Genomic DNA, 20,143 nt, shown 5'->3' on the forward strand with positions numbered 1-20,143 from the left:
TGAAATTGATATTCAGAAAGATCCCCTGGCGATGATTCCAAAGAGGTCTGTCTCCTTCGGCAATCCGGCTACCCTGACTATCTGATGCAGGGCCCGTGACTTTGCGCGGCTCCTAAGAGCTTTGCCTTTTCGGGAGAGGATCTTCTTACAGTTAAATAGGTTGTTTCAATCGTGTAACGTTCGCTTCGGTGCTTTGCACTACCGGTATACAGAACGTGCAACGGCAAACACCGGTATAAACCTGTTCAATTAATACGCTGTACATTTCTGAACAATGATTTACAGCGGATGAGTGTCTTGTTAATCCCGTGTTACGTTTGAATTCTGGGTGGATCATATCAGGACGATAATTGAATTTTAAATGCTGGATTTTGTAAGAAGATTGAAAACGTATTAGTCGACAAAGCGTCATGTGTAACTTTAAATTTACAGTAATTATTTTTCCGGAAATTTTTGTAAAGTATTTGAAACTAATAATAGAGGAGAGATGATATTATTGAGGGGATTTGCAGGTTTTTAGATACAAGCAGATAGGTTGGAATGTAACGTTTGTTAAACAGGTTTTTGGCTAGCTGTTATGAACTTTTAACTAGATTTTTTAGTTATAACTAGTTATCAATTTCGTCCCATAGGGTGATATGGATTTCGCTCTGCTGGCCTTCAATGGTATGGAATATGGGCTTGATCTGGCGCCAGGTGCGTACTCTGTTCATTTCTTTACTCCGAGTGCTGTCACTCCAGTCAAGCGTACGATCAGATCCGCTGGAGTTTTCGAGACGTTCCCGGTCGGCTTCTTCCTGTTGGATTAGGCGATGTTTGAGCAACATACGCCGGTATCGTTTTTCCATAGGGAGCTCTCTTCCGATGGTACAGAATTGCTGCAGCATACGGGCCAGAGTGGTTAGTGGATTGATATAGAAGGGATTCGGCTGGGAGGAGAGGGTTTTTCAGCGCCCGGCAATGTAAATATGTAACGGGATTCGTACAGGGGAGACCAGGGTGGCCACGGGCGCTAGCTATGCTGGAGTGAATTGGTGCTGTTTTCCTTGGTGTCCAGGTGATGCTTTTCCATCATCCGGTACAGCGTTACCCGTGAGACACCCAGTGCTTTGGCTGCGCGGGATATGTTGTGGTTGAACCGTTCCAGCGTCACGCATATGACGCGCTTCTCGGCCTCTGAACGCGCTTCACTTAGTGTACGGATCGGCTCTGCTTTCGCCACGATCTCAGAAGAGAGGTTGAGGTCCTGCGGCGTAATCAGCTTATTATCGCTCATGATCATGCCACGGCGGACGCGGTTGATCAGCTCGCGCACATTGCCTGGCCAAGTGTGGTGATTGATCGCATCGATCGCTTCATCGGTGAAACCGCGAAGCTGGCCGTTATGATCGCTGGCGAACTTTTTAAAGAAGAAGCGGGCCAGTAGCTCTTTGTCCTCGCCGCGACTGCGCAGGGGAGGGAGCTCGATGTTGAGTACGCTGAGGCGATAAAACAGGTCTTCACGGAAGCGGCCCTGTTCAACCGCTTTAGTGAGATCGATATTAGTCGCTGCGATAACCCGTACATCCACCTGCATCGGGGTATTGTTACCGAGCCGCTCAATGGTTCCTTCCTGTAGAAACCGGAGCAGGTGCGCCTGAAGGTTCAGATCGAGATCACCAATCTCATCGAGAAACAGCGATCCCTGATCAGCGGCTTCGATACGGCCGAGTCGGCGCTGCGCTGCGCCGGTGAAGGCGCCTTTTTCGTAGCCGAATAGCTCGGAGTGGATCAGCGTTTCCGGCAGTGAGCCGCAGTTGACCGCGACGAAGGGGTAAGCGCCGCGTTTCGAGCGTTGATGAATCGCGCGGGCGATCAGCTCCTTGCCGGTACCGCTTTCTCCGGTAATCAACACCGCCGCATCGGTTTTTGAGACTTTGCGGACCTGGTCAAAGATCGACAGCATTTCCTGGCTGGTGCCGACCATCTGGAATTCATCGTTGATGCCGGGCTCATCACTTTCCAATTGCTGCAGGTGATAAATGCCGTAGGCATGACCCAGAACGGTTTCCAGGTTGCTGAGATTATCTGCAAGCGGGAGGGAAAAATAATCGTAAAAGTTTTCGAAAAGCGCGCGGCGCAAGCCTACGTCTCTTAAAAATTCAGGACGAATCAGAGCGATCCAGGCTATCTGGTTATGCTGCTGAAAAAAGGTCGAAAGGGCCTGGTGAACCGAAGGGTCTGACCAGTCAAAATGGGCCATGCCGACAAAATAATTCTGTTGTAATAGGGCCTTATCGGCCTGTTCCAGGCTGTTAACCTCATGTAACTGCCAGCCATGCAATAGGGCCAGCTCATCGGCAATAGTGTTGCCGGAATCAAGGTTTAAAAACAGGGCTTTCCTTTGCGCTATTGTTCTTGGGTGTTCCCTCGTTTTATAGATTTCCATAGTTATGTGTCCTGAAAATGCGAAACTGACGTGCATTCGACACGATGTTTATGGTGAGAAGTATAGTTGTCAGCTGGTGTATAAAAGAGACAACTTTGCACGTGATGTTTATCTGTAGTGCAAATATTTCATCAGCCTAATGTACCGGTTTTGGGACTCCAGATGGTCATTTGCTGACTATAGTGAACAGTAATTGAGTCAAGCGATTGGCACTTGTTATGTACTGTAACTATTTTGGCTTACGCGAGTCGCCCTTCTCGATAGCACCGAATCCCCGCTACCTGTTCATGAGTGAACAGCATCAGGAAGCGCTCGCACATCTGCTCTATGGCATCAGCATTGATGGTGGCTTTGTACTGCTTACTGGAGAGGTGGGCACCGGCAAGACCACGGTGGCACGTCAGCTTCTTGAACAGCTGGCAGAGGATTCCTCTGATGTGGCGTTGATCCTTAACCCCCGTTTGACCGTTCAGGAACTGCTCGAAACCATTAGTGAAGAGCTACGCATCGACGACCGGACTGACCGGTCAACGGTAAAGGGCCAGGTGGATGGTATCTACCGGGAGCTGCTACAACGCTACGCCCAGGGCCGCAACACCGTTCTGTTAATTGATGAAGCACAGCAGCTATCCGTGGAGCTTCTCGAACAGGTGCGCCTGCTGACCAATCTGGAAACCAGTGAGCATAAGCTACTTAACGTGATTCTGGTGGGTCAGCCGGAACTGCTTGATATGCTGGCGCGGGATGATCTGCGCCAGCTTTCACAGCGCATCACTGCGCGGTTTCATCTGGGGCCGCTCTCTCCCCAGGACCTACCGCTGTATATGCAGCATCGACTCGCCGTAGCTGGGCTTAACCGGCCCGTATTCCCTGACCCCGTGTTAAAACAGTTGTACCGCCTCTCTGGCGGCGTTCCCAGGTTGATTAACCTGATCAGCGACCGGGCTCTGCTCGGCACCTATGTGCAGAAGCAGAACGAAGTGAGTATGGAAACGCTGAAAAAGGCGGCGGAGGAGGTTCTTGGTGAGGATCTGCCGGTCCGGATTCCGGCAGCGCAGAGTAAACGGGGAATTCTTGCAGCAGCGGTGGTGATCGGCTTGATGGCCTGGGGGACAGGCTTTGCTCTGTCCGCGCTGTATCAAGAGGGTAGCGTAGCGGAACTTAGCGCTTCTGTACGTGGGTTGTTCGGCGATGTCGCGGTGGAGCCCGCGGCGCCAGTTGCAAAACCGGTGTTGCGAGATCGCCCGATCACTCTGGCAGAACTACCAGCACCTGCTGCTGGCAAACCGGACGAGCGTGAGGGCGATACTCAGGCTGAATTGGCGGATACCAGAGCGCTGGGCGGTAAGGCACAGGTGTCGGATTTCTCCCTCGCATCCCTGCAGTTCACTTCCGTTTCAGCAGAGTCGGATCGTCCCGCTTCTGAAACAGCGGATTCCCCGGCTATCGGTCTGCCGTCTGCGAGTTGGCCAGAGCAGTCCGACCGTGACCTGGCGCTGGTTCAGGCTTACCGTCGCCTGTTCAATGTTTGGGGTATCGATTATGACCCGAGACAGCAGCCGGTGGTGTGTGATTTTGCCGCTTTTCATGATCTCGCCTGCCTTACGCTGAACGGTGATGTGGATCTGCTCAAACAGATTGATCGCCCTGTGGTGACCCGTATAGCCCACGAAGGCCGCGCCTATGACCTGCTGATAATGTCTCTTTCCGACGCTCAGGCGCGAGTGTATCTATCGGGAACAGAGCGGGTATTGAGCGCGGAAGAACTTGCAGCGGGGTGGCAGGGGCAGTTCACATTGCTATGGCGGCCGCCACCGGGATATGCAACACCGATCTGGCCAGGCGCCTACGGTGATGACGTGGCATGGCTGGACAAGCAGATGGCACGGATCAATAACCAGGTACTGACTACCGAACCGCGTAAGGCTTACGGGCCAGGCCTGATTGCACAGGTTAAGGAGTTTCAGTCCAGTAAAGGTTTGAACGTGGATGGGGTCGCTGGTCCCCGTACTTTGATTCAGTTGAACAACGCCGCGTTGGATAATCAGCCCAGGCTGGCTGGGGAGGGGCGCTAAGATGTCCTTTATCCTGCAGGCGCTCAAGGATTCCGAGCAGGAGCGCAATAGAATCAAATCGGTAGAGTCCACTGAGCCGACCCGGGCTTCTGTGGCTGTATCATTGCCCCCTAAGAAACCGGTACGTCGTCTGGCTTACATTGGCGCTTTCGCGGTCATCGTGGGCGCAGGTTGGTATCTGGCCAACCGCCCGGCAATAGAACCTGCTGTTCAGGCCGTGCCGGTTTCAGAGTCCAGCGGCACTGAGATCCGTGCCAAGCTGTTGCCTGGAGTGGAATCGAATGAACCGGATATGCGCGGGGTTAAATTGATCATCAATCCGCCCGAAACCCAGTCGCGCCCCGATGTCAGTGTGCAGCCTGCCAGTTTAACTATCCGCGAGAGGTCGATGACGGCGCCGCAACCGCGCAGAACCGCTACGCCGGTGGAAACGGCTGAGGCAGCAGCGGCTGAAATATCTCCGCCTGATCCTTATGCGGATCTGCCCTACCTGCGCCAGTTACCTGTCTCAACCCAGCGGGAGATCCCGGAGCTTAAGTTCAGCGTGCATATCTATTCGGAGAGCCGGTCTGGCAGGATGGTAAAGCTGAATGACCGCATGATGCGGGAAGGGCAGCGCGTAGCGCCGGACCTTAATATCGAAGCGATTATTCCACGGGCCGTAGTGTTTAACTACGCGGGCCAGCGCTTCAAGGTACCGGCGCGGTAACAGCACTTTAGACTTCGATATCGATATTCTGCCCAAGTGGGCTGGATGGGTCGACCGGACGGGTTGTCGTAGACTGCAGCAACTGCATCACCTGTTGACCCTGCATGTCGATCTGGTCGTTAGCCATTTTGGTCATTTTAGTCGCGTGTTGGGTTGCCATATCCAGCTGACTCAAGCTGGTGGCGGTGCCTGCAATATCCATGGTTGATACTCCAGCGATATAAGTAGTATTCCGCGCTACCTGCCCAAGTAGCACTTTCCCTGATACTAAGGGATTTGTATGTCTCTTAAAAGAGACGCTAGCTGAATGTTTTTCATCCAGTTAAGAAAAACGCGCACAAAAAAAGGAAGGCCTGAGCCTTCCTTTTTTTTAGCTTTCACCGTCTTCAAAGACGGCCAACGTTACTTACAGAGCAACGATGTTCTCAGCCTGAGGACCTTTCTGGCCCTGAGTAACGGTGAACTCAACCTGCTGGCCTTCAGCCAGGGTTTTGAAACCAGAACCCTGGATAGCGCTGAAGTGAGCGAAAACGTCCGGGCCGTTTTCCTGGGAGATGAAGCCGAAGCCTTTAGTTTCGTTGAACCACTTAACGGTGCCGGTAACGGTAGACATAGTCTTAAATCCTGTTTTTCAAATAAGTGTGTGCCTTCGACCTGAGTCTCTGGCGGAGGTGCTGGGAAGTTGTATCGAACTTATGAGAACAGGACGGACTACAGAAGCAGGACGTCAAGGGTGTTACATAATTCGGAAACTTACTTGCTAGCGGCATTGAGTCTACAGGTGGGTGGGGTGGAGTCAACAAAATACTGTTTTATTTTTATGGATAAACAGCGCTGAGGTCCGCTTCTTAGAAATTTAGTCGCGGTAATCCCGCTAACGGCGCTGGCTCCAGCGTTTTTAGCCGTTTTAACGCACAGAATAAAATCCAAGCGTCTCTAATGCCTCACGAATCATCGCAACCTTCTGATTGCTCAACTGCCGGTAATCGGGGTAGGGCGTGAGCAAAAGCTTCTGTTCGGGAATGACGAAAAGGTCATCTGTTCCCGGTAAGGGTGATGCCGAAAGATTGGTCATACCGAAGCGGGTCTGGTTTTCCTTGCCTCCGATCCAGTGCCAGCCATCGGTTTGTTCAAGCTCCGGGGCGAACACCAGCGCGACCTGATTGAAAAAGTACGCGTCTCGGAAGCTACGCCAGTCATCGTCCGGTGACGCTACTTTGGCCGCCAGGTTAACAATCTTGCGCCAGTGGTTAGAGTTCTGGGCGAGGAGTGTCGTGATTCGGGTGTCGGCGATACAGGCGTCGATACTGGCAGGCTCATGGGGGATATAGACACTTAAACGGGGAGCAGGGGTCCCCAGGCGTTGGCTCGCAGAAATACTCATCAAAGATCGGATTCGCGGCGGTCAGAGGCTGAATAGGTTGAGCAGCATGAAAGGCTTCATGCTGCTCAGGCGTTTTACCAGACGGTCTTGATCAGACCACCATCCACAGCGAGGGATACGCCGGTGATGTAGCTGGATGCGTCAGAGAGCAGAAAGGCGCAGGCCTTGCCGGCATCTTCCGCGGTACCGAAACGCTGCAGCGGCAGTTGTGCGGACATATCCTTGCTCAGTTCTTCTTCCGAAATACCGCGCTTGGCGGATTGCGCCTTGATCGTGCCGCGCAGTCGGTCGGTATCTATCTTGCCCGGAATCATGGTGTTGAAGCGGATGTTTTCTGGGCCCAACTGCTGCGACAGAGACTTGAACAGCGAGGTGACGCCAGAGCGCATCACGTTGGAGAGCAGCAGGATATCGATAGGCTCTTTCACCGAAGAGGAGGTGATCGCCAGGATAGAACCGCCGCCAGATTCGCGCATGGTTGGCAGCACCGCGCGGATCATCCGCACCGAGCTCATCAGTGTGAGCTCAAAGGCGTTTTGCCAGTCATCGTCGCTGAAACTTTCAAACTGACCGGTGGGCGGGCCGCCGGCGTTGACCAGCAGACCTTTAACGGGGCCCAACTCCTTCAGTGTCGCTTCTGCCCACTGGGCGATGCTGTCACCATCTTTAGCATCAAAGGTGTATGCCTTAACTTGGGCGCCGGTTTCCTGACGGATGGTTTCGGCGGCGGCTTCGATGGCGTCCTTATCGCGGCTCGCCATGGAAACAATAGCGCCTTCGCGCGCGCACTCCAGCGCGGTGGCGTATCCCATACCCTTGCTGGCGGCGGCAACCATCACCACCTTGCCTTTGAGATTAAGGTCCATGCTGCTCCTCGTTGTGATTGTTTGGATTACAGGTGTTGTGTTCGTATTCTTCGATAAGGATACGGGCGTTCATGAAATCAGATCCGTCGACCTTCACCTGGGCCAGGTTGAAGGTACCGACCTCTCCCAGCGCGCCCTGCAGATAATGCCCGGCCACGTGTGCTTCGATACCGTTGGCACGCAGCATTCCGGCGACAATATGGGCTTCGGCAATATCCTGCGCCTGGTAGACGATCTGCATAAGGTGATCCCCTTAACGCCCTGTTGTAGCCAATAAATGTACCACGGTTGGAAGAGTACACTGTAGCCGCAACGCAGGGTTTGGCGTCTGAGGCGGATGTTGAGTGGGGGGATTGGACGGGAAAAGCCGGTGCGATATTGACCTCTTTCCAAGAGCAACATCGTCACCGGCGTCGACCTGATCGGGCCTCAGGTTGGGGGATCAGGCAGCGTCGAAGGTTTCGAGTGGGCCGAAGAACTCGTAACGCAGACGTTCCGCCGGAATGTTCAGTGCGTTAAGGCTGCGGTAACAGGACTGCATGAACGGTCGCGGCCCGAGGAAGTAGACTTCCGGCTCTTTCTCCAGAGGCAGCAGGGATTCAAGGCGGGCCTGATCCAGCAGACCGGTCGCGAACTCGCCGTCTTCCGGCAGCGGCTCGCTGTAGCAGTAACTGATCCGCAGGTTGTCGAACTCTTCGCCAAGTTTATTGACGCTCTCCTTGAACGCATGGGTGGCGCTGTTCAGCGCGCCGTGAATGAAATGTACTTCACGGCCAGAGGTCAGAGCAGGGCGCAGCATACTCAGCGTTGGTGTCAGCCCGACACCGCCGGAGAGCAGCACCAGCGGGCGTTCGCTTTCGCTAAGGACGAAATCACCGCAGGGCGGCGTCAGTCGGGCGCTATCGCCGATATTCAGATTGTCATGAAGATAGTTAGAAACGCGGCCACCCGCTTCGCGTTTTACGCTGATACGGTAGTAGGGCTGGCCTGGGGTGTCGGATAGCGAGTAGTTGCGACGGGTGGTTTCGCCGTCGATCTCGAGAACCAGGGTGATGTACTGGCCCGGCTTGAAAGAAGCGATGGCGCTGCCGTCGGCTGCTTCAAAGTAGAAGGAGGTGATCACCTCGCTCTCCTTTTCTTTTTTGATCAGGCGGAATTCGCGCTCGCCACGCCAGCCGCCGGGCTGCTGTTCATTAGCCTGGTAAACACTCTCTTCGGCGCCGATAAGAATGTCTGCAAGTTGCTGGTACGCTTCGCCCCAGGCGTTGAGTACCTCTTCGGTAGCAACGTCGCCAAACACTTCTTTGATGGCCGCCAGCAGGCATTCGCCGACGATGGGGTAGTGCTCCGGCAGAATGTTCAGCGAGGCGTGCTTGTGCACGATCAGTGAGACCGCGTCACCGAGCAGTTCCAGCCGGTCCAGATTGCTGGCGTAGGCGACCACGGCATTGGCCAGGGCCTGGCGCTGTGTGCCCTGAGCCTGGTGAGCTTCATTGAAATAGGTTTTGACCTGAGGGTAGCGCTGGAACATCAGCGGGTAGAACACCTCGGTGATGTTGCGCGCGTTTTCTTTCACCGCCGGTAGCGTGGCGTCGATGATCGCTCTGGACTGCTCTGACAGCATAGATCTCTCCTGAGGGTAGTAAGGCACTGAGGCCGTTTTCGGTCAGAGGCTAGATAGCGGATATCGTGCCAGCTCGTGATTCATTGATATCACGCGCATCTTATGAATATATTGTTGATATGACTTGTTAAAAATATTGTTAAAAGAACAATTTGGAAGTCGTAATGACATCATTTTCTATAGCCGAGTCGATGATTTCCATTGTCGCCGACCTGTCGCAACAAATGCCTGCTGAAACCCGTTTTCAGCGTTTGGTAGCGTCGATAGATCAACTCTTTCCCTGTGATGCCGTAGCGCTGCTGCAACTGCGTGGCTCGGTGCTGCATCCGCTCGCTATCAGTGGTTTATCGGAAGATACGCTGGGGCGCTCGTTCATGGTGGAAGAGCACCCACGTCTGGCGCGTATCCTGCTAAGCCGGGAGCTGGTTCGCTTTGAGGCGGATTCAGAGCTGCCGGATCCCTACGATGGTTTGATCGATGCGCCCAATATGACGCTGCATGTGCACGACTGTATGGGCGTGGCGCTGTATATCGACGATCAGCCCTGGGGCGTTTTGACTTTGGACTCCTTGACCCCAGGTGTCTTCGACAGGATCGATCCGCTGGAACTCAGAGCTTTTGTGCGCCTGGCAGAAGCATCGATCCGCGTAGCCGCGCTGATCCAGTCACTGGAGGTGCAGGTTCGTAAAGAGAACGAGGTGGCCCGCCTGCTGGCATCCGATATCGGACGCAGCGAAATGGTTGGTGAGAGCCCGGCGATCAAAGCGCTGCTCGACGAACTGGACCTGGTAGCCAATTCCGATCTGGCGGTGCTGATCAGCGGTGAAACCGGGACGGGTAAAGAGCTGGTCGCCCGCCATCTGCATGCGGGCTCGGCCAGGTCAGAGGCGCCCTTGGTCTATGTGAACTGCGCTGCGCTACCGGAGAGCCTGATCGAAAGTGAACTCTTTGGTCACACCAAAGGCGCGTTTTCCGGCGCCACGGGGGCCAGAACCGGAAAGTTCGAACTGGCCGATGGCGGCACGCTGTTCCTTGATGAGGTTGGCGAACTGCCGCTGGCGATGCAGCCCAAACTGCTTCGAGCCCTGCAGGCGGGAGAGGTGCAACGTCTTGGCAGCGATAGCTATCACCAGGTCGATGTGCGGGTTGTTGCCGCGACCAACCGTGATCTCAAACAGGAGGTCGCCAACGGTCGTTTTCGTGCCGATCTCTACCATCGCCTCAGTGTGTATCCGGTGCAGGTACCGCCGCTACGCGAGCGTGGCCGGGATATTCTTCTGCTGGCGGGGCACTTTCTGGAGTTTAACCGACGCAAGCTTGGGCTTGGCTCTCTGCGTCTGGCACAAAGTGCGCGCACCGCGCTACTCGGTTACAGCTGGCCGGGAAATGTGCGCGAGCTTGAGCACCTCATAAGTCGGGCGGTGTTGCGTCTTTCCGCAACCCGTCGTCAGACCGGCGGCGTGCTATCCCTGGGAGCGGATCTATTGGCGTTGCCGGCTGTGGATGAGTTCAGCCAAAGCGCCGGGAGCGAGGGTGTGATTCCAATGCAAACTGCTGCGTTGGGAGAACAGCAGACTCTGCGCGAGGCCACGGATCGCTTTCAGAGCGAGCTGATCACCAGGGCTCTGCGTGAAAAAGCTTACAACCGAACGGCGACAGCCAAGGTACTGGGGCTGGACCCCGGCAACTTTAACCGGCTGCTGAAACGACTGGGTATCGATGTGGAGAAGATGAAGCGTGAAGTCTGAGCGAAATGAAGGGAGCCTGAGAGCCCTTCTGGGTCTTGGCGACAACAACACCAGCCATACGGAGAAGTTGATCTCCGGTCTTGGCGCCATGCTCAGTATCGTGCTGGTTTATTACATCTCCCACTGGTACCTCGAATCGCACAGCGGCGCGTTGATGGTCGCGTCCATGGGAGCTACTGCGGTACTGCTATTCGCCGTACCCCATGGTGCCTTGTCTCAACCCTGGGCGGTTTTGGTAGGTCACCTGGTTTCGGGTGCCATCGGTGTCAGCTGCCAGATTTTGTTACCGGATAATCCAATGACGCCGGCGCTGGCGGTGGGCCTGGCTGTCGCCGCGATGCACTATCTGCGCTGTATCCATCCACCGGGTGGCGCAACAGCGTTGACCGCAGTCGTAGGCGGGGAGTCGGTTCACGCGCTCGGATACGCTTACCTGTTTACGCCGGTGCTTTTGAACCTGATCTGCATGCTCAGCGTCGCGGTGCTGTTTAACGCGCTGTTCCACTGGCGCCGTTATCCGGCGGTCTTGGCGCGGCGGCCCGCGAATGCCGGTGTACCGGTGATGGATCGGCAGAGCAGCATGCTGACCCATGAAGATCTGGCCGCTGCTATGGAAAAGCTCGACTCCTATGTTGATGTCACTTCCGAGGAGCTCGCGCAGCTGTTTGACCTGGCGGTTGAGCATGCGGCGCAGTCACGGCAGGAGTCGATCAGCCTGAAAGTGGGGCGTTATTACAGCAATGGCTTGTACGGCGAAAAATGGGCGATCCGCCAGATCCTCGATGGGCCCGAAAATATGGCCATTGAGCGTGAGCGGCTGGTCTTCAAAACAGTGGCCGGTGACGGCAGTTATGGCACGGGCAGCTGCACGCTCAGAGAGTTCCGGGAGTGGGTCGGTTTTCCGGTGGAGTTCACTGGCGAGCGCTGGGTGCGGTTGGTTATCCAGACGCCAGACTGACGGCTAAGCGATAGCGGTCATCGTTTTGAGCGCAGTCACGAAAATGAAACGCGTAGCCAGTAAACAGCTGATAGCGCATCTGGCATGACTGCATAAAAAGCAGCATAGAAAGCGCATAAAGAGCAGCATAGAGCTTCAGCCAGAGCGTGTAAGGCGGAAAACGGACTGTAGTTTTCTGAAATTCCCGATAAGAGAGCCAACCATGCCCAGCGTGTTAAGAATCCTGTTTTTCTGTCGTCACAACTCTGTACGTGCACCTTTGGCCGCAGCGCTTGCTGAGCGCATTGCAGCGCCGAAGGTTGAAGCCTTCTGTGCGGGGCTGGATGCCTTGCCAATGACTCCCGAGGTTGAGAGCACGATAGTTAATCTGACAGGGGCGGCGCCAAAGGCGGTGGCGGAGCTCGCCGATTTATCGGCTGAAGGGATAGGGTTGATTGTGGTGCTGAGTGATAAAACCCATGCATCGCCCGCTATCGGCGCAAAACTGGATGAGTATTTTACGGACACTGAAGTGGTTGAATGGGATATGCCGGCACCTACCGATGATGAAGATATCAAGCATCTCGAGATCGAACTGGCGGAACGCCTGCGACTGATGTTCCTGGCGCGTCACCTGATCTAAGAACCAAGTTCAATAATCTCTTCCGTGGCGGGGTTGGGGTTAAATCGGTGAGATTTGTTGCCCCGTCAGGATGGCTCGCGGCGCAGCCAAGCTCTAGCTATCTCGCGCTAAACTGATGATCCCGGCGGATTTTGAATTTGTACCCGGTAAACGCTTTCGCTTACCCTGCGGCCACTTAGGGATATGAGGCGGATCAGGGTTCATGCGTTTACTGGTCGTAGAAGATGACATCATTCTGGGAGAGTCGCTTACCCAGCGCCTGCGCCGCAGCGGGCAGGGCGTGGATCTGGCCAGGAGCGGTGCTGAAGCCGTTTCGCTGATCAAACTTCAGCCCTACGACCTGGTGCTGCTCGACCTTAACCTGCCGGATACCAGCGGCGAAGCGGTGCTGAACAGTCTGCGTCGGCAGAATGACACCACGCCGGTACTGGTGTTGACCGCCCGCGATCAGATCGAAGATCGCATCCAGCTGCTGGATGCCGGCGCCGATGACTACCTGACCAAACCTTTCGATTTTGGAGAGCTGGAAGCCCGCATGCGCGCCCTGTTGCGACGCAACCAGGGGCAGGCGAGAGATCAGGTCAGCTTCGGCAACGTGGTGCTGGACCGCCGTGCGTGCAGCCTCAGCGTAGCGGGTAAACCGGTAGAGTTGAAATCACGAGAGTTTCGACTGCTGGAGATCTTTATGAACGAGCCCAAAAGGGTTTGGAGTAAAGAGGCGCTGCTGGAGCATATATACAGCTTTGATGAGCACCCTAACCCCAGCGTTATTGAGATCTATGTGACCCGTGTACGCAAGCTGCTGCAGGGGAGCGATATCCAGATCCGGACCATTCGCGGTCTGGGTTACCTGCTAGAACAATCCAAATGAGTGAGCGCCGCGGCTCTATCCGTCGCCAGATGTTGCTGATGACCTCCATGGTGCTGGTTGTTGTGGGTGGCGCCGCGCTCTGGTCTGCACACCTTTATGCGGATCGGGCGGCCAGGCTCTCCTACGACCGGTTGCTGCGCGGCGCCGCGCTGCAGATCTCCGAGAATATCCATATGCTCGATGGCCGTGTGGTGGCGGACCTGCCCGCGTCGGCATTCGACATGCTGGCGATGGCACCGCGGGATCGCGCTTTTTACGCCATCATCGATAGTGGTAAACGGGTAGTGACCGGCTACTCGGATCTGCCTTCCGTTCCTTTCGATACTTTGCTTGAAGCGCGCGACCGGGAAGGGCAGTTTCAACCCACGCTTTACGATGTCGATTACCGTGGCGAAATGGTGCGTTTTCTCGGTGTCGCCAAGCGGCTGATCGAGGCGGATAACGCTGAAACCGTTTACATCGTGGTTGGCCAGACGCTGAAGGCAAGAAAGGCGCTTGCCGATGAAGTGGGCTGGTTTGTCCTTCAGTTTGTCGCACTGTTTTTTGTGCTCACGCTCGCGCTTTTGATGCTGGGAATCTGGCGCGTGTTAAGACCGCTTAATCGTCTGCAGCACGCCATCGCCGAGCGTTCGCCCACGGATCTACAGCCCCTGGGAAATGATGTGCCTCGGGAGATAGCGCCACTGCTCGACACCCTTAATTACTTCATGGCGCAGCTGCAGATCTCTCTGGATCGGCTCAAGCGATTTACCGCTGAGGCGGCGCATCAGATCCGTACGCCGCTGGCGGGGCTCCACTCCCAGGCGCAGAACGCTCTGGATGAGCCAGACCCCGAGATCCGCCAGCGGCAGTTGAGTCATGTGCTGGAGTGCAGCGAGAGCCTGACACGAACCGTCAATCAACTGCTGCAGCACGCCAACCTAACTCACCGTTTTCAAAGCCAGCCGCGGGTGAAGGTATCCCTGCGGCAGATCGCCACCGAGGTATGTCGTTCACTGGTGATCTGGGGGCTGGATCGTGGGGTCGAGCTGGTTTATGAGGGCGACGAGGATGTAAGCGTCACCGGAGACGCCTTTGCGCTTGAGCAGATGATTCGCAACCTGGTTGAAAACGCAGTCAAGTACAGCCCCGCCGGCAGTCTGGTGACTCTTCGCCTGACGGCGGCTGGCGCCGGTGCGGAGCTCGAGGTCAGTGACCAAGGGCCGGGTATCAGTGATGAGGAGAAACCCCGCGTCTTCGAACGCTTCTATCGCAGCCGCAACATAGATCAACCGGGCAGCGGGCTGGGCCTGAGCATCGCCCGGGAGGTGGCTCAGTACCATGGAGCCGAACTGGAGCTGTATGATAATCAACCTCAGGGTCTGGTTGTGCGGGTGCGATTCAACGGGGAGGCCATTCATTGAAAGCGCTGACCTCATTGCTGCTCGGCTTCTGTCTGGTCGCGATTGGCGGCGCGCAGGCCGCTACCACCGAGGTATTTAAGCCGGCCAACGTTGACGCTTCTCCCGACCTGGTTATCTCCGGTGTTGCTCCCGTTGCCAGGATCGCTCCGTTTCTGCAGAGCTTTGCCGAACGTGAGGGGCTGGTAGTGCGTTATACCGAACGGATGACCAACGAGGTCTCTCGGCTGGCCACCAAAGAGCAGGGGGGCTCGCCTGATCTGATCCTGAGTTCTGCCATGGAGCAGCAGCTTAAGCTGGTGAATGACGGCTACGCCCAGCCTTATCGCTCCGACGTTATCCGTGAACTGCCGGAATGGGCCCAGTGGCGTGATGAGCTGTTTGCTTACGCTTTTGAACCCATCGTTATGGTGATCAACCGGGATCTGCTGGCGGGAGCCGAATTGCCGCAAAGCCGGGACCAGCTGCTGCAGCTGATCCGTGCCAAGGGCCCGCTGGTGGATGGGAAAATCGGCATGACCGATATCGAAACCGTGGGGCTGGGCTACCTGACCTGGGCGCATGACAGCCGGCAGTCGCGTACCTACGGACAGCTGCTGGAAACCTTTGGTAATGCTCACCTGCGTCTTTACCCGGACAGCGAGTCTGTGCTGCAGGCGCTGCTTAAGGGGGAGATATTTATCGCCTATAACCTGGTGGGTTCCTACGCTTTCGACTTCTCAAACCGCTATCCCTGGATAACCACGGTGATGCCCGCGGACTATACCTCGGTCCTGATGCGCACTGCGTTGATTCCGAAATCGGCGCAGCATCCGGAAGCGGCCCGGCGTTTTCTCGATGACCTGCTGTCGACCTCAGGTCAGGCGAGGCTGGGTGAGCAGACCGGCTTGATCCCGGTTATCAGTGAAGCGGGCAGCAGTGATACCTTTGCGTTCCTGCGTGAGAAGAGCCACGGCATCTTCAGGCCGATCCCTCTAAGCCTGCAGTTGTTGCTGCAGACCGATGCGGAAAAGCGCCGGCTGTTACTTAATGAGTGGCGGGCTGCGGTCTACCCGCAGCAGAAACCGGCGACTGACAGCGCTCCATAAGATCGATACCCAGAAGTCCCCACCGAAAAGCGCGTAGAAAAAAATCGCCGCTAAATAATCCGTGAAAGGTTCGTGAAAGGTTGCACCAATAATTTGATGATCGCGGGTCTCATACCCCCTTGTTCTCTGACCTGAGACCCGCGACAACAATAAGCAAAATTGGAGCTAACCATGTTGAAACGCGTAATGACCGCGACAGTGCTTTCCCTCAGCCTGTCAGCAGGCGCAGTCTCTGCCGATGATCGTATCTCTATCGGTACCGGCGGCACCGGCGGACTTTTCTATGTGATCGGTGCCGGTATCTCTGAAGTGATCAACAAGCATCTGGACGGTGTGACCGCCCGCGCTGAAGTGACCGGCGCGTCGGTGGAAAACAACCACCGTGTTGCCGCCGGGCAGATGCAGCTCGGTTTCTCATCCTCCTCCACACTTTATGAAGCCAAGCATGGCGAAGGCCCGTTCGAGGCGCGTGGTTCGCTGGACGTGGCCGCTATCGCTTATCTCTATCCTGCCGTGCTGCAGGTTGCTACCGTGGATGGGACAGGTGTCGAATCCTTTGACGATCTGAAGGGCAAACGCGTCAGCATCGGCCCACCGGGAAGCAACGCTGCAGTATTGGCGACCCGTTTGCTACAGGCTTATGGCGTGTTTGACGATATTACGCCGCGTTTCCTCTCCTACACCGAGGGTGTCAAAGCGCTGAACGATGGGCAGGTTGATGCCGCAGTTGTGCTGGCCGGTGCGCCGACAGCCTCTTTGATCGACCTGGATTCACAGGCCGATATGCGTCTGCTCTCTGCCGATGCGGGCGTCCTTTCTGGCCTGATCGAGAAATATCCGTTCTACCAGTCCTACACCCTGAAAGCCGGTACCTATTCCGATCAGACTGAAGAGATCAGCGTGATCAACGATCCGGCGGTCCTGTTTGCCAGCGGCAGTGCCGATCAGAGCAAAATCTACGATATCACCAACGCCATCTTCTCCAACCTGGAGGAGCTGCAGCAGGTGCATCCTCTGGCGAAAGAGATTCAGCCGGAAACCGCGACGCAGACGCCGATCCCGCTGCACCCCGGTGCACAGAAGTACTTCGATCAGTCAGCTCAATAACAGGGGGCTGTGATGGCGCAGTTTAATCTGTCGCGCCTGCTGCTGGAGTCCCCTCAGGGGGGCTCCATTGAGCGTGGCGTATTTTCCGGTTTGTTTTGTCTGCTCGCTACAGCCGTGGCGGCGCTGGTGCTTTATGGCGCTTACTATGGCGGTATCACCGCGCTGCTGCTGCGCTCGAGCTTTTTCTCCCTGGTGGCCTGTGCCGGTCTAATCTATTACGCCCTGCAGATGGGGCGCTGGGCACGGATTCCACTTTATATTCTGGCGTTTGTCGCGCTGATTCCGGGGCCGTACCTCTGGCACAGCTACATGGATATCATCATGCGCGGCGCCATGTCGGTCCCCGAGGATACCTGGGTGTTCCTGGCGCTGATCAGCGTGGTGTTCCTGTTCGTACGCATCGCCGTGGGCTGGGCGCTGGTGGTGCTGATGGCGCTGGCGTTTCTGTACGCCTGGTTCGGTTACCTGATCCCCGGTAAATATGGCCATGGTGGCTATGGTCTGGACCGGCTCACCTCAACGCTGATGCTGTCCACGGAAGGGGTCTATGGCGTCCCCATGGGCGTAGCCGTTGAATACATATTTCTTTTCGGTCTGTTTGGTACGCTGCTGACCAAAATCGGCACGGGTTCGGTATTTGTCGATATCGCACGCGGCCTTACCGGTCGTGTACAGGGCGGCCCCGGTTTGTCAGCCGCGCTCTCCAGTGCCTTGCTGGGTTCTCTGAACGGCAGCGCAGTGGCGAACGTGGTCACCACAGGCACCTTTACCATTCCGTTGATGAAAAAGGTGGGTTACAGCCCGAAGCTGGCTGGCGCCATTGAAGCGGCGGCATCCTCCGCGGGGCAAATTATGCCGCCGGTGATGGGCGCTGCGGCCTTCCTGATGGCAGAGATGATCGGTATTCCCTACGCCGAGGTCGCGCTGGCGGCGCTGGTGCCGGCATTGCTTTATCTCTTCGCATTGATGTTGGCGGTACGCCTGGAAGCGGGGCGCCTGGGCCTGGAACGCGATACTGCGGCTGGGTTGAAACTGCTGGGCGAGACGCTGCGCAGCCGCGGCTATCTGCTGGCGCCGTTGATTGCGCTGATCGGCCTGATGATCGCCGGTAAGTCGCCGACCCAAGCGGCGGTGCTCGGTATCGTCGTCGGCCTGTTGATCAGCCCCTGGAGCAAGCTGACCCGTGTCGGCCCGGTGGACCTGGTGGAATGCTGTAAGGATACGCTGATTAACACGCTGCCGATCGTAGCGGCGGTAGCCTCAGCGGGCGTGATCATCGGGATCCTTAACCTCACTGGTATGGGGCTGATGGTTTCCGGCCTGATTATCGAGATCGGTGGCGGAAACCTCTGGGCGGTGCTGCTGTTGACCGCTCTGGCATCGTTTATCCTCGGCATGGGGCTGCCCACCTCGGCGGCTTATCTGCTGCTGGCGGTGCTGGTAGCGCCGGCGATGACTCAGCTGGGCATGAACGTGTTGTCCGCCCATATGTTCATCTTTTACTTCGGCCTGGTTTCCGCGATTACACCACCGGTGGCACTGGCGGCCTACGCGGCGGCAACCATTTCCGGCGCCAAGCCAAACGAGACTGCAGTGGAGGCGATGCGCCTTGGTTTTGTAAAACTGCTGATACCTTTCCTGTTCGTCACCATGCCGGGGATCCTGTTGATAGGCGATGGCATCAGCATTGCCGTTGCGATCGCACTGACCACCCTGGCGACCTTCTCCATGGGGGTGGGATTCTCGGGCTGGTTGGGCAGCACGCTCAGTACAGCTCAGCGCTCACTCTATGTGGTGGCAGCGGTGCTGATCGCCTGGCCGGAACTGGCGACCAATACCGATCTGTTCGTATTGGCTGCCCGTGGGGCAGGGATGGTTATCCTGGTCGCGATGCTGGTCCGGGGGCATCTGGAACATCGCTGTTCGCAGCGTGCCAGCCTCGCCACGGATTAAGTCTGGCGATACAAAAAAGGCCGATGGTGTTATGCCATCGGCCTTTTTTATTTCAAGCGGTAGAGCAGGGGTTAAACCACCTGCCCAGCCGCCACACCCGATGCCCAGGCCCACTGGAAGTTATGTCCGCCCAGGTGGCCGGTCACGTCCAGACACTCGCCGATAAAGTAAAGACCCGGCTGGGTTTTGGCTTCCATGGTTTTTGATGAGACACCATCGGTATCGATGCCGCCGAGGGTCACTTCAGCGGTGCGATAGCCCTCGGTGCCGCCGGGTTTGATGGTCCAGTGGTGCAGCTGTTGGGCTATCTCTTCCAGGCGTTTGTTGCTGAGGTCCGCCATATGGCCGCTGAACTGCCAGTGCTCGCAGAGCGCTTGGGCCATCCGCTTGCTCATCAGATGTGACATCTGTGTCAGCAACTCCGACTTGGGATGATCATTACGTTGCTGCTTCAGCCACTCAAACAGGTCCAGGTTGGGGAATAGGTCGATCTGGATAGTATCGCCAGGATTCCAGTACGAAGAGATCTGCAGCATCGCCGGGCCGCTGAGGCCGCGGTGGGTGAATAGCATCGCTTCACGGAAAGTGGTGCCGTTGCAGCTGACGCTGACATCATGAGAGATACCGGAGAGCGGCTTCAGGTACTCAAGGTCATAGGGCTGCAGGGTGAAGGGCACCAGTGCCGCTCGAACATCACCCACGCTGAGCCCGAACTGACGCGCGATATCGTAGGCGAAACCGGTAGCACCGCCATTGGGGATCGACAGGCCGCCGGTGGCGATCACCAGGCTTTCACACTGGAGTTCACCGCCACTGGTGCTCAGATGAAACCCTTTTTCCAGTGCTTCAACGCTTTCAACCCGGGTATCGGTGACCAGCTGCACGCCGGCCCACTCACACTCGGTGAGCAGCAGCTGCAGGATCTCCTTGCTGGATTCGTTACAGAACAGCTGGCCCAGGGTCTTCTCATGAAACTCAACGCCGTGACGCTCCACCAGTTCGATAAACTGGGCGGCCGGGTAGCGGCTCAGGGCTGATTTGCTGAAGTGCGGGTTGCCCGAGAGAAAGTTCGCAGCGCTGTTATGGATATTGGTGAAATTACAGCGACCGCCGCCGGACATCAGGATCTTGCGCCCGAGCTTGCGGGTGTGCTCGATAACCAGCACCGAACGTCCACGGTAGCCAGCCACTGCTGCACACATTAGCCCCGAGGCGCCACCGCCGATAATAATCACGTCGAATTGCTGCACTGAATTTCCCGCATCCGGTTGAAAAGGGCGCAGTTTACCACGTTCATCGGCTGATTCAGG

The 20,143-nt window shown here is 56.3% G+C and carries 18 protein-coding genes and 1 riboswitch; of the genes, 10 read left to right on the forward strand and 8 right to left on the reverse strand.

Going from position 1 to position 20,143, the window contains the following annotated elements:
- Positions 1-55 precede the first annotated feature (55 nt).
- Positions 56-136, reverse strand: a riboswitch (cyclic di-GMP riboswitch).
- An 876-nt stretch (positions 137-1,012) separates the two neighbouring features.
- The gene (locus CLV83_RS04305; protein ID WP_132288003.1) at positions 1,013-2,428 is read right to left on the reverse strand and encodes a sigma-54 dependent transcriptional regulator; all 1,416 of its coding nucleotides are present in this window, start codon (positions 2,426-2,428) and stop codon (positions 1,013-1,015) included.
- A 287-nt stretch (positions 2,429-2,715) separates the two neighbouring features.
- Here CLV83_RS04305 and CLV83_RS22560 point away from each other — a divergent pair, with 287 nt between their 5' ends.
- Both CLV83_RS22560 and CLV83_RS04315 read left to right on the forward strand, forming a co-directional pair.
- On the forward strand, positions 2,716-4,503 hold the full coding sequence (locus CLV83_RS22560) for an ExeA family protein (protein WP_207894724.1): 1,788 nt from the start codon (positions 2,716-2,718) through the stop codon (positions 4,501-4,503).
- A gap of 1 nt (position 4,504) precedes the next feature.
- Positions 4,505-5,212: a general secretion pathway protein GspB gene (locus CLV83_RS04315; RefSeq protein WP_132288006.1), complete on the forward strand. Its 708-nt coding sequence runs from the start codon at positions 4,505-4,507 to the stop codon at positions 5,210-5,212.
- Between the two features lie 7 nt (positions 5,213-5,219).
- Here CLV83_RS04315 and CLV83_RS04320 read toward each other — a convergent pair whose 3' ends face one another.
- The 6 genes from CLV83_RS04320 to hmpA all read right to left on the reverse strand — a co-directional run bounded on the left by CLV83_RS04320 (position 5,220) and on the right by hmpA (position 9,086).
- On the reverse strand, positions 5,220-5,414 hold the full coding sequence (locus tag CLV83_RS04320; RefSeq protein WP_132288009.1) for a putative motility protein: 195 nt from the start codon (positions 5,412-5,414) through the stop codon (positions 5,220-5,222).
- 204 nt (positions 5,415-5,618) lie between these two features.
- Positions 5,619-5,825, reverse strand: coding sequence for a transcription antiterminator/RNA stability regulator CspE (gene cspE, locus CLV83_RS04325; RefSeq protein WP_132288012.1), 207 nt, complete (start codon positions 5,823-5,825; stop codon positions 5,619-5,621).
- A gap of 294 nt (positions 5,826-6,119) precedes the next feature.
- A complete protein-coding gene (locus tag CLV83_RS04330; protein ID WP_132288015.1) occupies positions 6,120-6,596 on the reverse strand; it encodes a DUF6942 family protein in 477 nt (158 codons plus the stop codon).
- A gap of 74 nt (positions 6,597-6,670) precedes the next feature.
- Positions 6,671-7,462: an SDR family oxidoreductase gene (locus tag CLV83_RS04335; RefSeq protein ID WP_132288018.1), complete on the reverse strand. Its 792-nt coding sequence runs from the start codon at positions 7,460-7,462 to the stop codon at positions 6,671-6,673.
- Positions 7,452-7,703 carry a putative signal transducing protein gene (locus tag CLV83_RS04340; protein WP_132288021.1) on the reverse strand — a complete coding sequence of 84 codons (252 nt, stop codon included), beginning with the start codon at positions 7,701-7,703 and terminating at the stop codon, positions 7,452-7,454. Before CLV83_RS04340 ends, CLV83_RS04335 begins: the two co-directional genes overlap by 11 nt.
- A gap of 201 nt (positions 7,704-7,904) precedes the next feature.
- On the reverse strand, positions 7,905-9,086 hold the full coding sequence (gene hmpA / locus CLV83_RS04345) for an NO-inducible flavohemoprotein (protein WP_132288024.1): 1,182 nt from the start codon (positions 9,084-9,086) through the stop codon (positions 7,905-7,907).
- A gap of 164 nt (positions 9,087-9,250) precedes the next feature.
- Here hmpA and norR point away from each other — a divergent pair, with 164 nt between their 5' ends.
- The 8 genes from norR to CLV83_RS04385 all read left to right on the forward strand — a co-directional run bounded on the left by norR (position 9,251) and on the right by CLV83_RS04385 (position 18,833).
- Positions 9,251-10,834, forward strand: coding sequence for a nitric oxide reductase transcriptional regulator NorR (gene norR, locus CLV83_RS04350; RefSeq protein ID WP_132288027.1), 1,584 nt, complete (start codon positions 9,251-9,253; stop codon positions 10,832-10,834).
- The gene (locus tag CLV83_RS04355; RefSeq protein ID WP_243642272.1) at positions 10,824-11,792 is read left to right on the forward strand and encodes an HPP family protein; all 969 of its coding nucleotides are present in this window, start codon (positions 10,824-10,826) and stop codon (positions 11,790-11,792) included. The genes norR and CLV83_RS04355 overlap by 11 nt, the downstream gene beginning before the upstream one ends.
- A 202-nt stretch (positions 11,793-11,994) precedes the next feature.
- Positions 11,995-12,414, forward strand: coding sequence for a hypothetical protein (locus CLV83_RS04360; RefSeq protein ID WP_132288030.1), 420 nt, complete (start codon positions 11,995-11,997; stop codon positions 12,412-12,414).
- Between the two features lie 202 nt (positions 12,415-12,616).
- The gene (locus CLV83_RS04365) at positions 12,617-13,285 is read left to right on the forward strand and encodes a response regulator transcription factor (RefSeq protein ID WP_132288033.1); all 669 of its coding nucleotides are present in this window, start codon (positions 12,617-12,619) and stop codon (positions 13,283-13,285) included.
- Complete coding sequence (locus CLV83_RS04370) at positions 13,282-14,688, forward strand: sensor histidine kinase (protein WP_132288036.1); 1,407 nt, start codon at positions 13,282-13,284, stop codon at positions 14,686-14,688. Before CLV83_RS04365 ends, CLV83_RS04370 begins: the two co-directional genes overlap by 4 nt.
- On the forward strand, positions 14,685-15,773 hold the full coding sequence (locus CLV83_RS04375; RefSeq protein WP_165900234.1) for an ABC transporter substrate-binding protein: 1,089 nt from the start codon (positions 14,685-14,687) through the stop codon (positions 15,771-15,773). The genes CLV83_RS04370 and CLV83_RS04375 overlap by 4 nt, the downstream gene beginning before the upstream one ends.
- Positions 15,774-15,944: 171 nt before the next feature.
- Entirely contained in the window at positions 15,945-16,880 is a 936-nt protein-coding gene (locus CLV83_RS04380) for a TAXI family TRAP transporter solute-binding subunit (RefSeq protein WP_132288042.1), read from the forward strand.
- A gap of 12 nt (positions 16,881-16,892) precedes the next feature.
- The gene (locus tag CLV83_RS04385; protein WP_132288045.1) at positions 16,893-18,833 is read left to right on the forward strand and encodes a TRAP transporter permease; all 1,941 of its coding nucleotides are present in this window, start codon (positions 16,893-16,895) and stop codon (positions 18,831-18,833) included.
- 71 nt (positions 18,834-18,904) lie between these two features.
- Here CLV83_RS04385 and CLV83_RS04390 read toward each other — a convergent pair whose 3' ends face one another.
- Entirely contained in the window at positions 18,905-20,083 is a 1,179-nt protein-coding gene (locus CLV83_RS04390; RefSeq protein WP_132288048.1) for a BaiN/RdsA family NAD(P)/FAD-dependent oxidoreductase, read from the reverse strand.
- Positions 20,084-20,143 lie beyond the last annotated feature (60 nt).

The organism is Marinobacterium mangrovicola (assembly GCF_004339595.1).
GTDB classification, from domain to species: Bacteria; Pseudomonadota; Gammaproteobacteria; order Pseudomonadales; family Balneatricaceae; genus Marinobacterium_D; species Marinobacterium_D mangrovicola.

What these genes read in the sequence shown, in the direction of transcription:
- CLV83_RS04305 (WP_132288003.1), bottom strand. Translation starts at nt 2,428, where the DNA reads ATGGAAATCTATAAAACGAGGGAACACCCAAGAACAATAGCGCAAAGG.
- CLV83_RS22560 (WP_207894724.1), top strand. Translation starts at nt 2,716, where the DNA reads ATGAGTGAACAGCATCAGGAAGCGCTCGCACATCTGCTCTATGGCATC.
- CLV83_RS04315 (WP_132288006.1), top strand. Translation starts at nt 4,505, where the DNA reads ATGTCCTTTATCCTGCAGGCGCTCAAGGATTCCGAGCAGGAGCGCAAT.
- CLV83_RS04320 (WP_132288009.1), bottom strand. Translation starts at nt 5,414, where the DNA reads ATGGATATTGCAGGCACCGCCACCAGCTTGAGTCAGCTGGATATGGCA.
- cspE (WP_132288012.1), bottom strand. Translation starts at nt 5,825, where the DNA reads ATGTCTACCGTTACCGGCACCGTTAAGTGGTTCAACGAAACTAAAGGC.
- CLV83_RS04330 (WP_132288015.1), bottom strand. Translation starts at nt 6,596, where the DNA reads ATGAGTATTTCTGCGAGCCAACGCCTGGGGACCCCTGCTCCCCGTTTA.
- CLV83_RS04335 (WP_132288018.1), bottom strand. Translation starts at nt 7,462, where the DNA reads ATGGACCTTAATCTCAAAGGCAAGGTGGTGATGGTTGCCGCCGCCAGC.
- CLV83_RS04340 (WP_132288021.1), bottom strand. Translation starts at nt 7,703, where the DNA reads ATGCAGATCGTCTACCAGGCGCAGGATATTGCCGAAGCCCATATTGTC.
- hmpA (WP_132288024.1), bottom strand. Translation starts at nt 9,086, where the DNA reads ATGCTGTCAGAGCAGTCCAGAGCGATCATCGACGCCACGCTACCGGCG.
- norR (WP_132288027.1), top strand. Translation starts at nt 9,251, where the DNA reads ATGACATCATTTTCTATAGCCGAGTCGATGATTTCCATTGTCGCCGAC.
- CLV83_RS04360 (WP_132288030.1), top strand. Translation starts at nt 11,995, where the DNA reads ATGCCCAGCGTGTTAAGAATCCTGTTTTTCTGTCGTCACAACTCTGTA.
- CLV83_RS04365 (WP_132288033.1), top strand. Translation starts at nt 12,617, where the DNA reads ATGCGTTTACTGGTCGTAGAAGATGACATCATTCTGGGAGAGTCGCTT.
- CLV83_RS04370 (WP_132288036.1), top strand. Translation starts at nt 13,282, where the DNA reads ATGAGTGAGCGCCGCGGCTCTATCCGTCGCCAGATGTTGCTGATGACC.
- CLV83_RS04380 (WP_132288042.1), top strand. Translation starts at nt 15,945, where the DNA reads ATGTTGAAACGCGTAATGACCGCGACAGTGCTTTCCCTCAGCCTGTCA.
- CLV83_RS04385 (WP_132288045.1), top strand. Translation starts at nt 16,893, where the DNA reads ATGGCGCAGTTTAATCTGTCGCGCCTGCTGCTGGAGTCCCCTCAGGGG.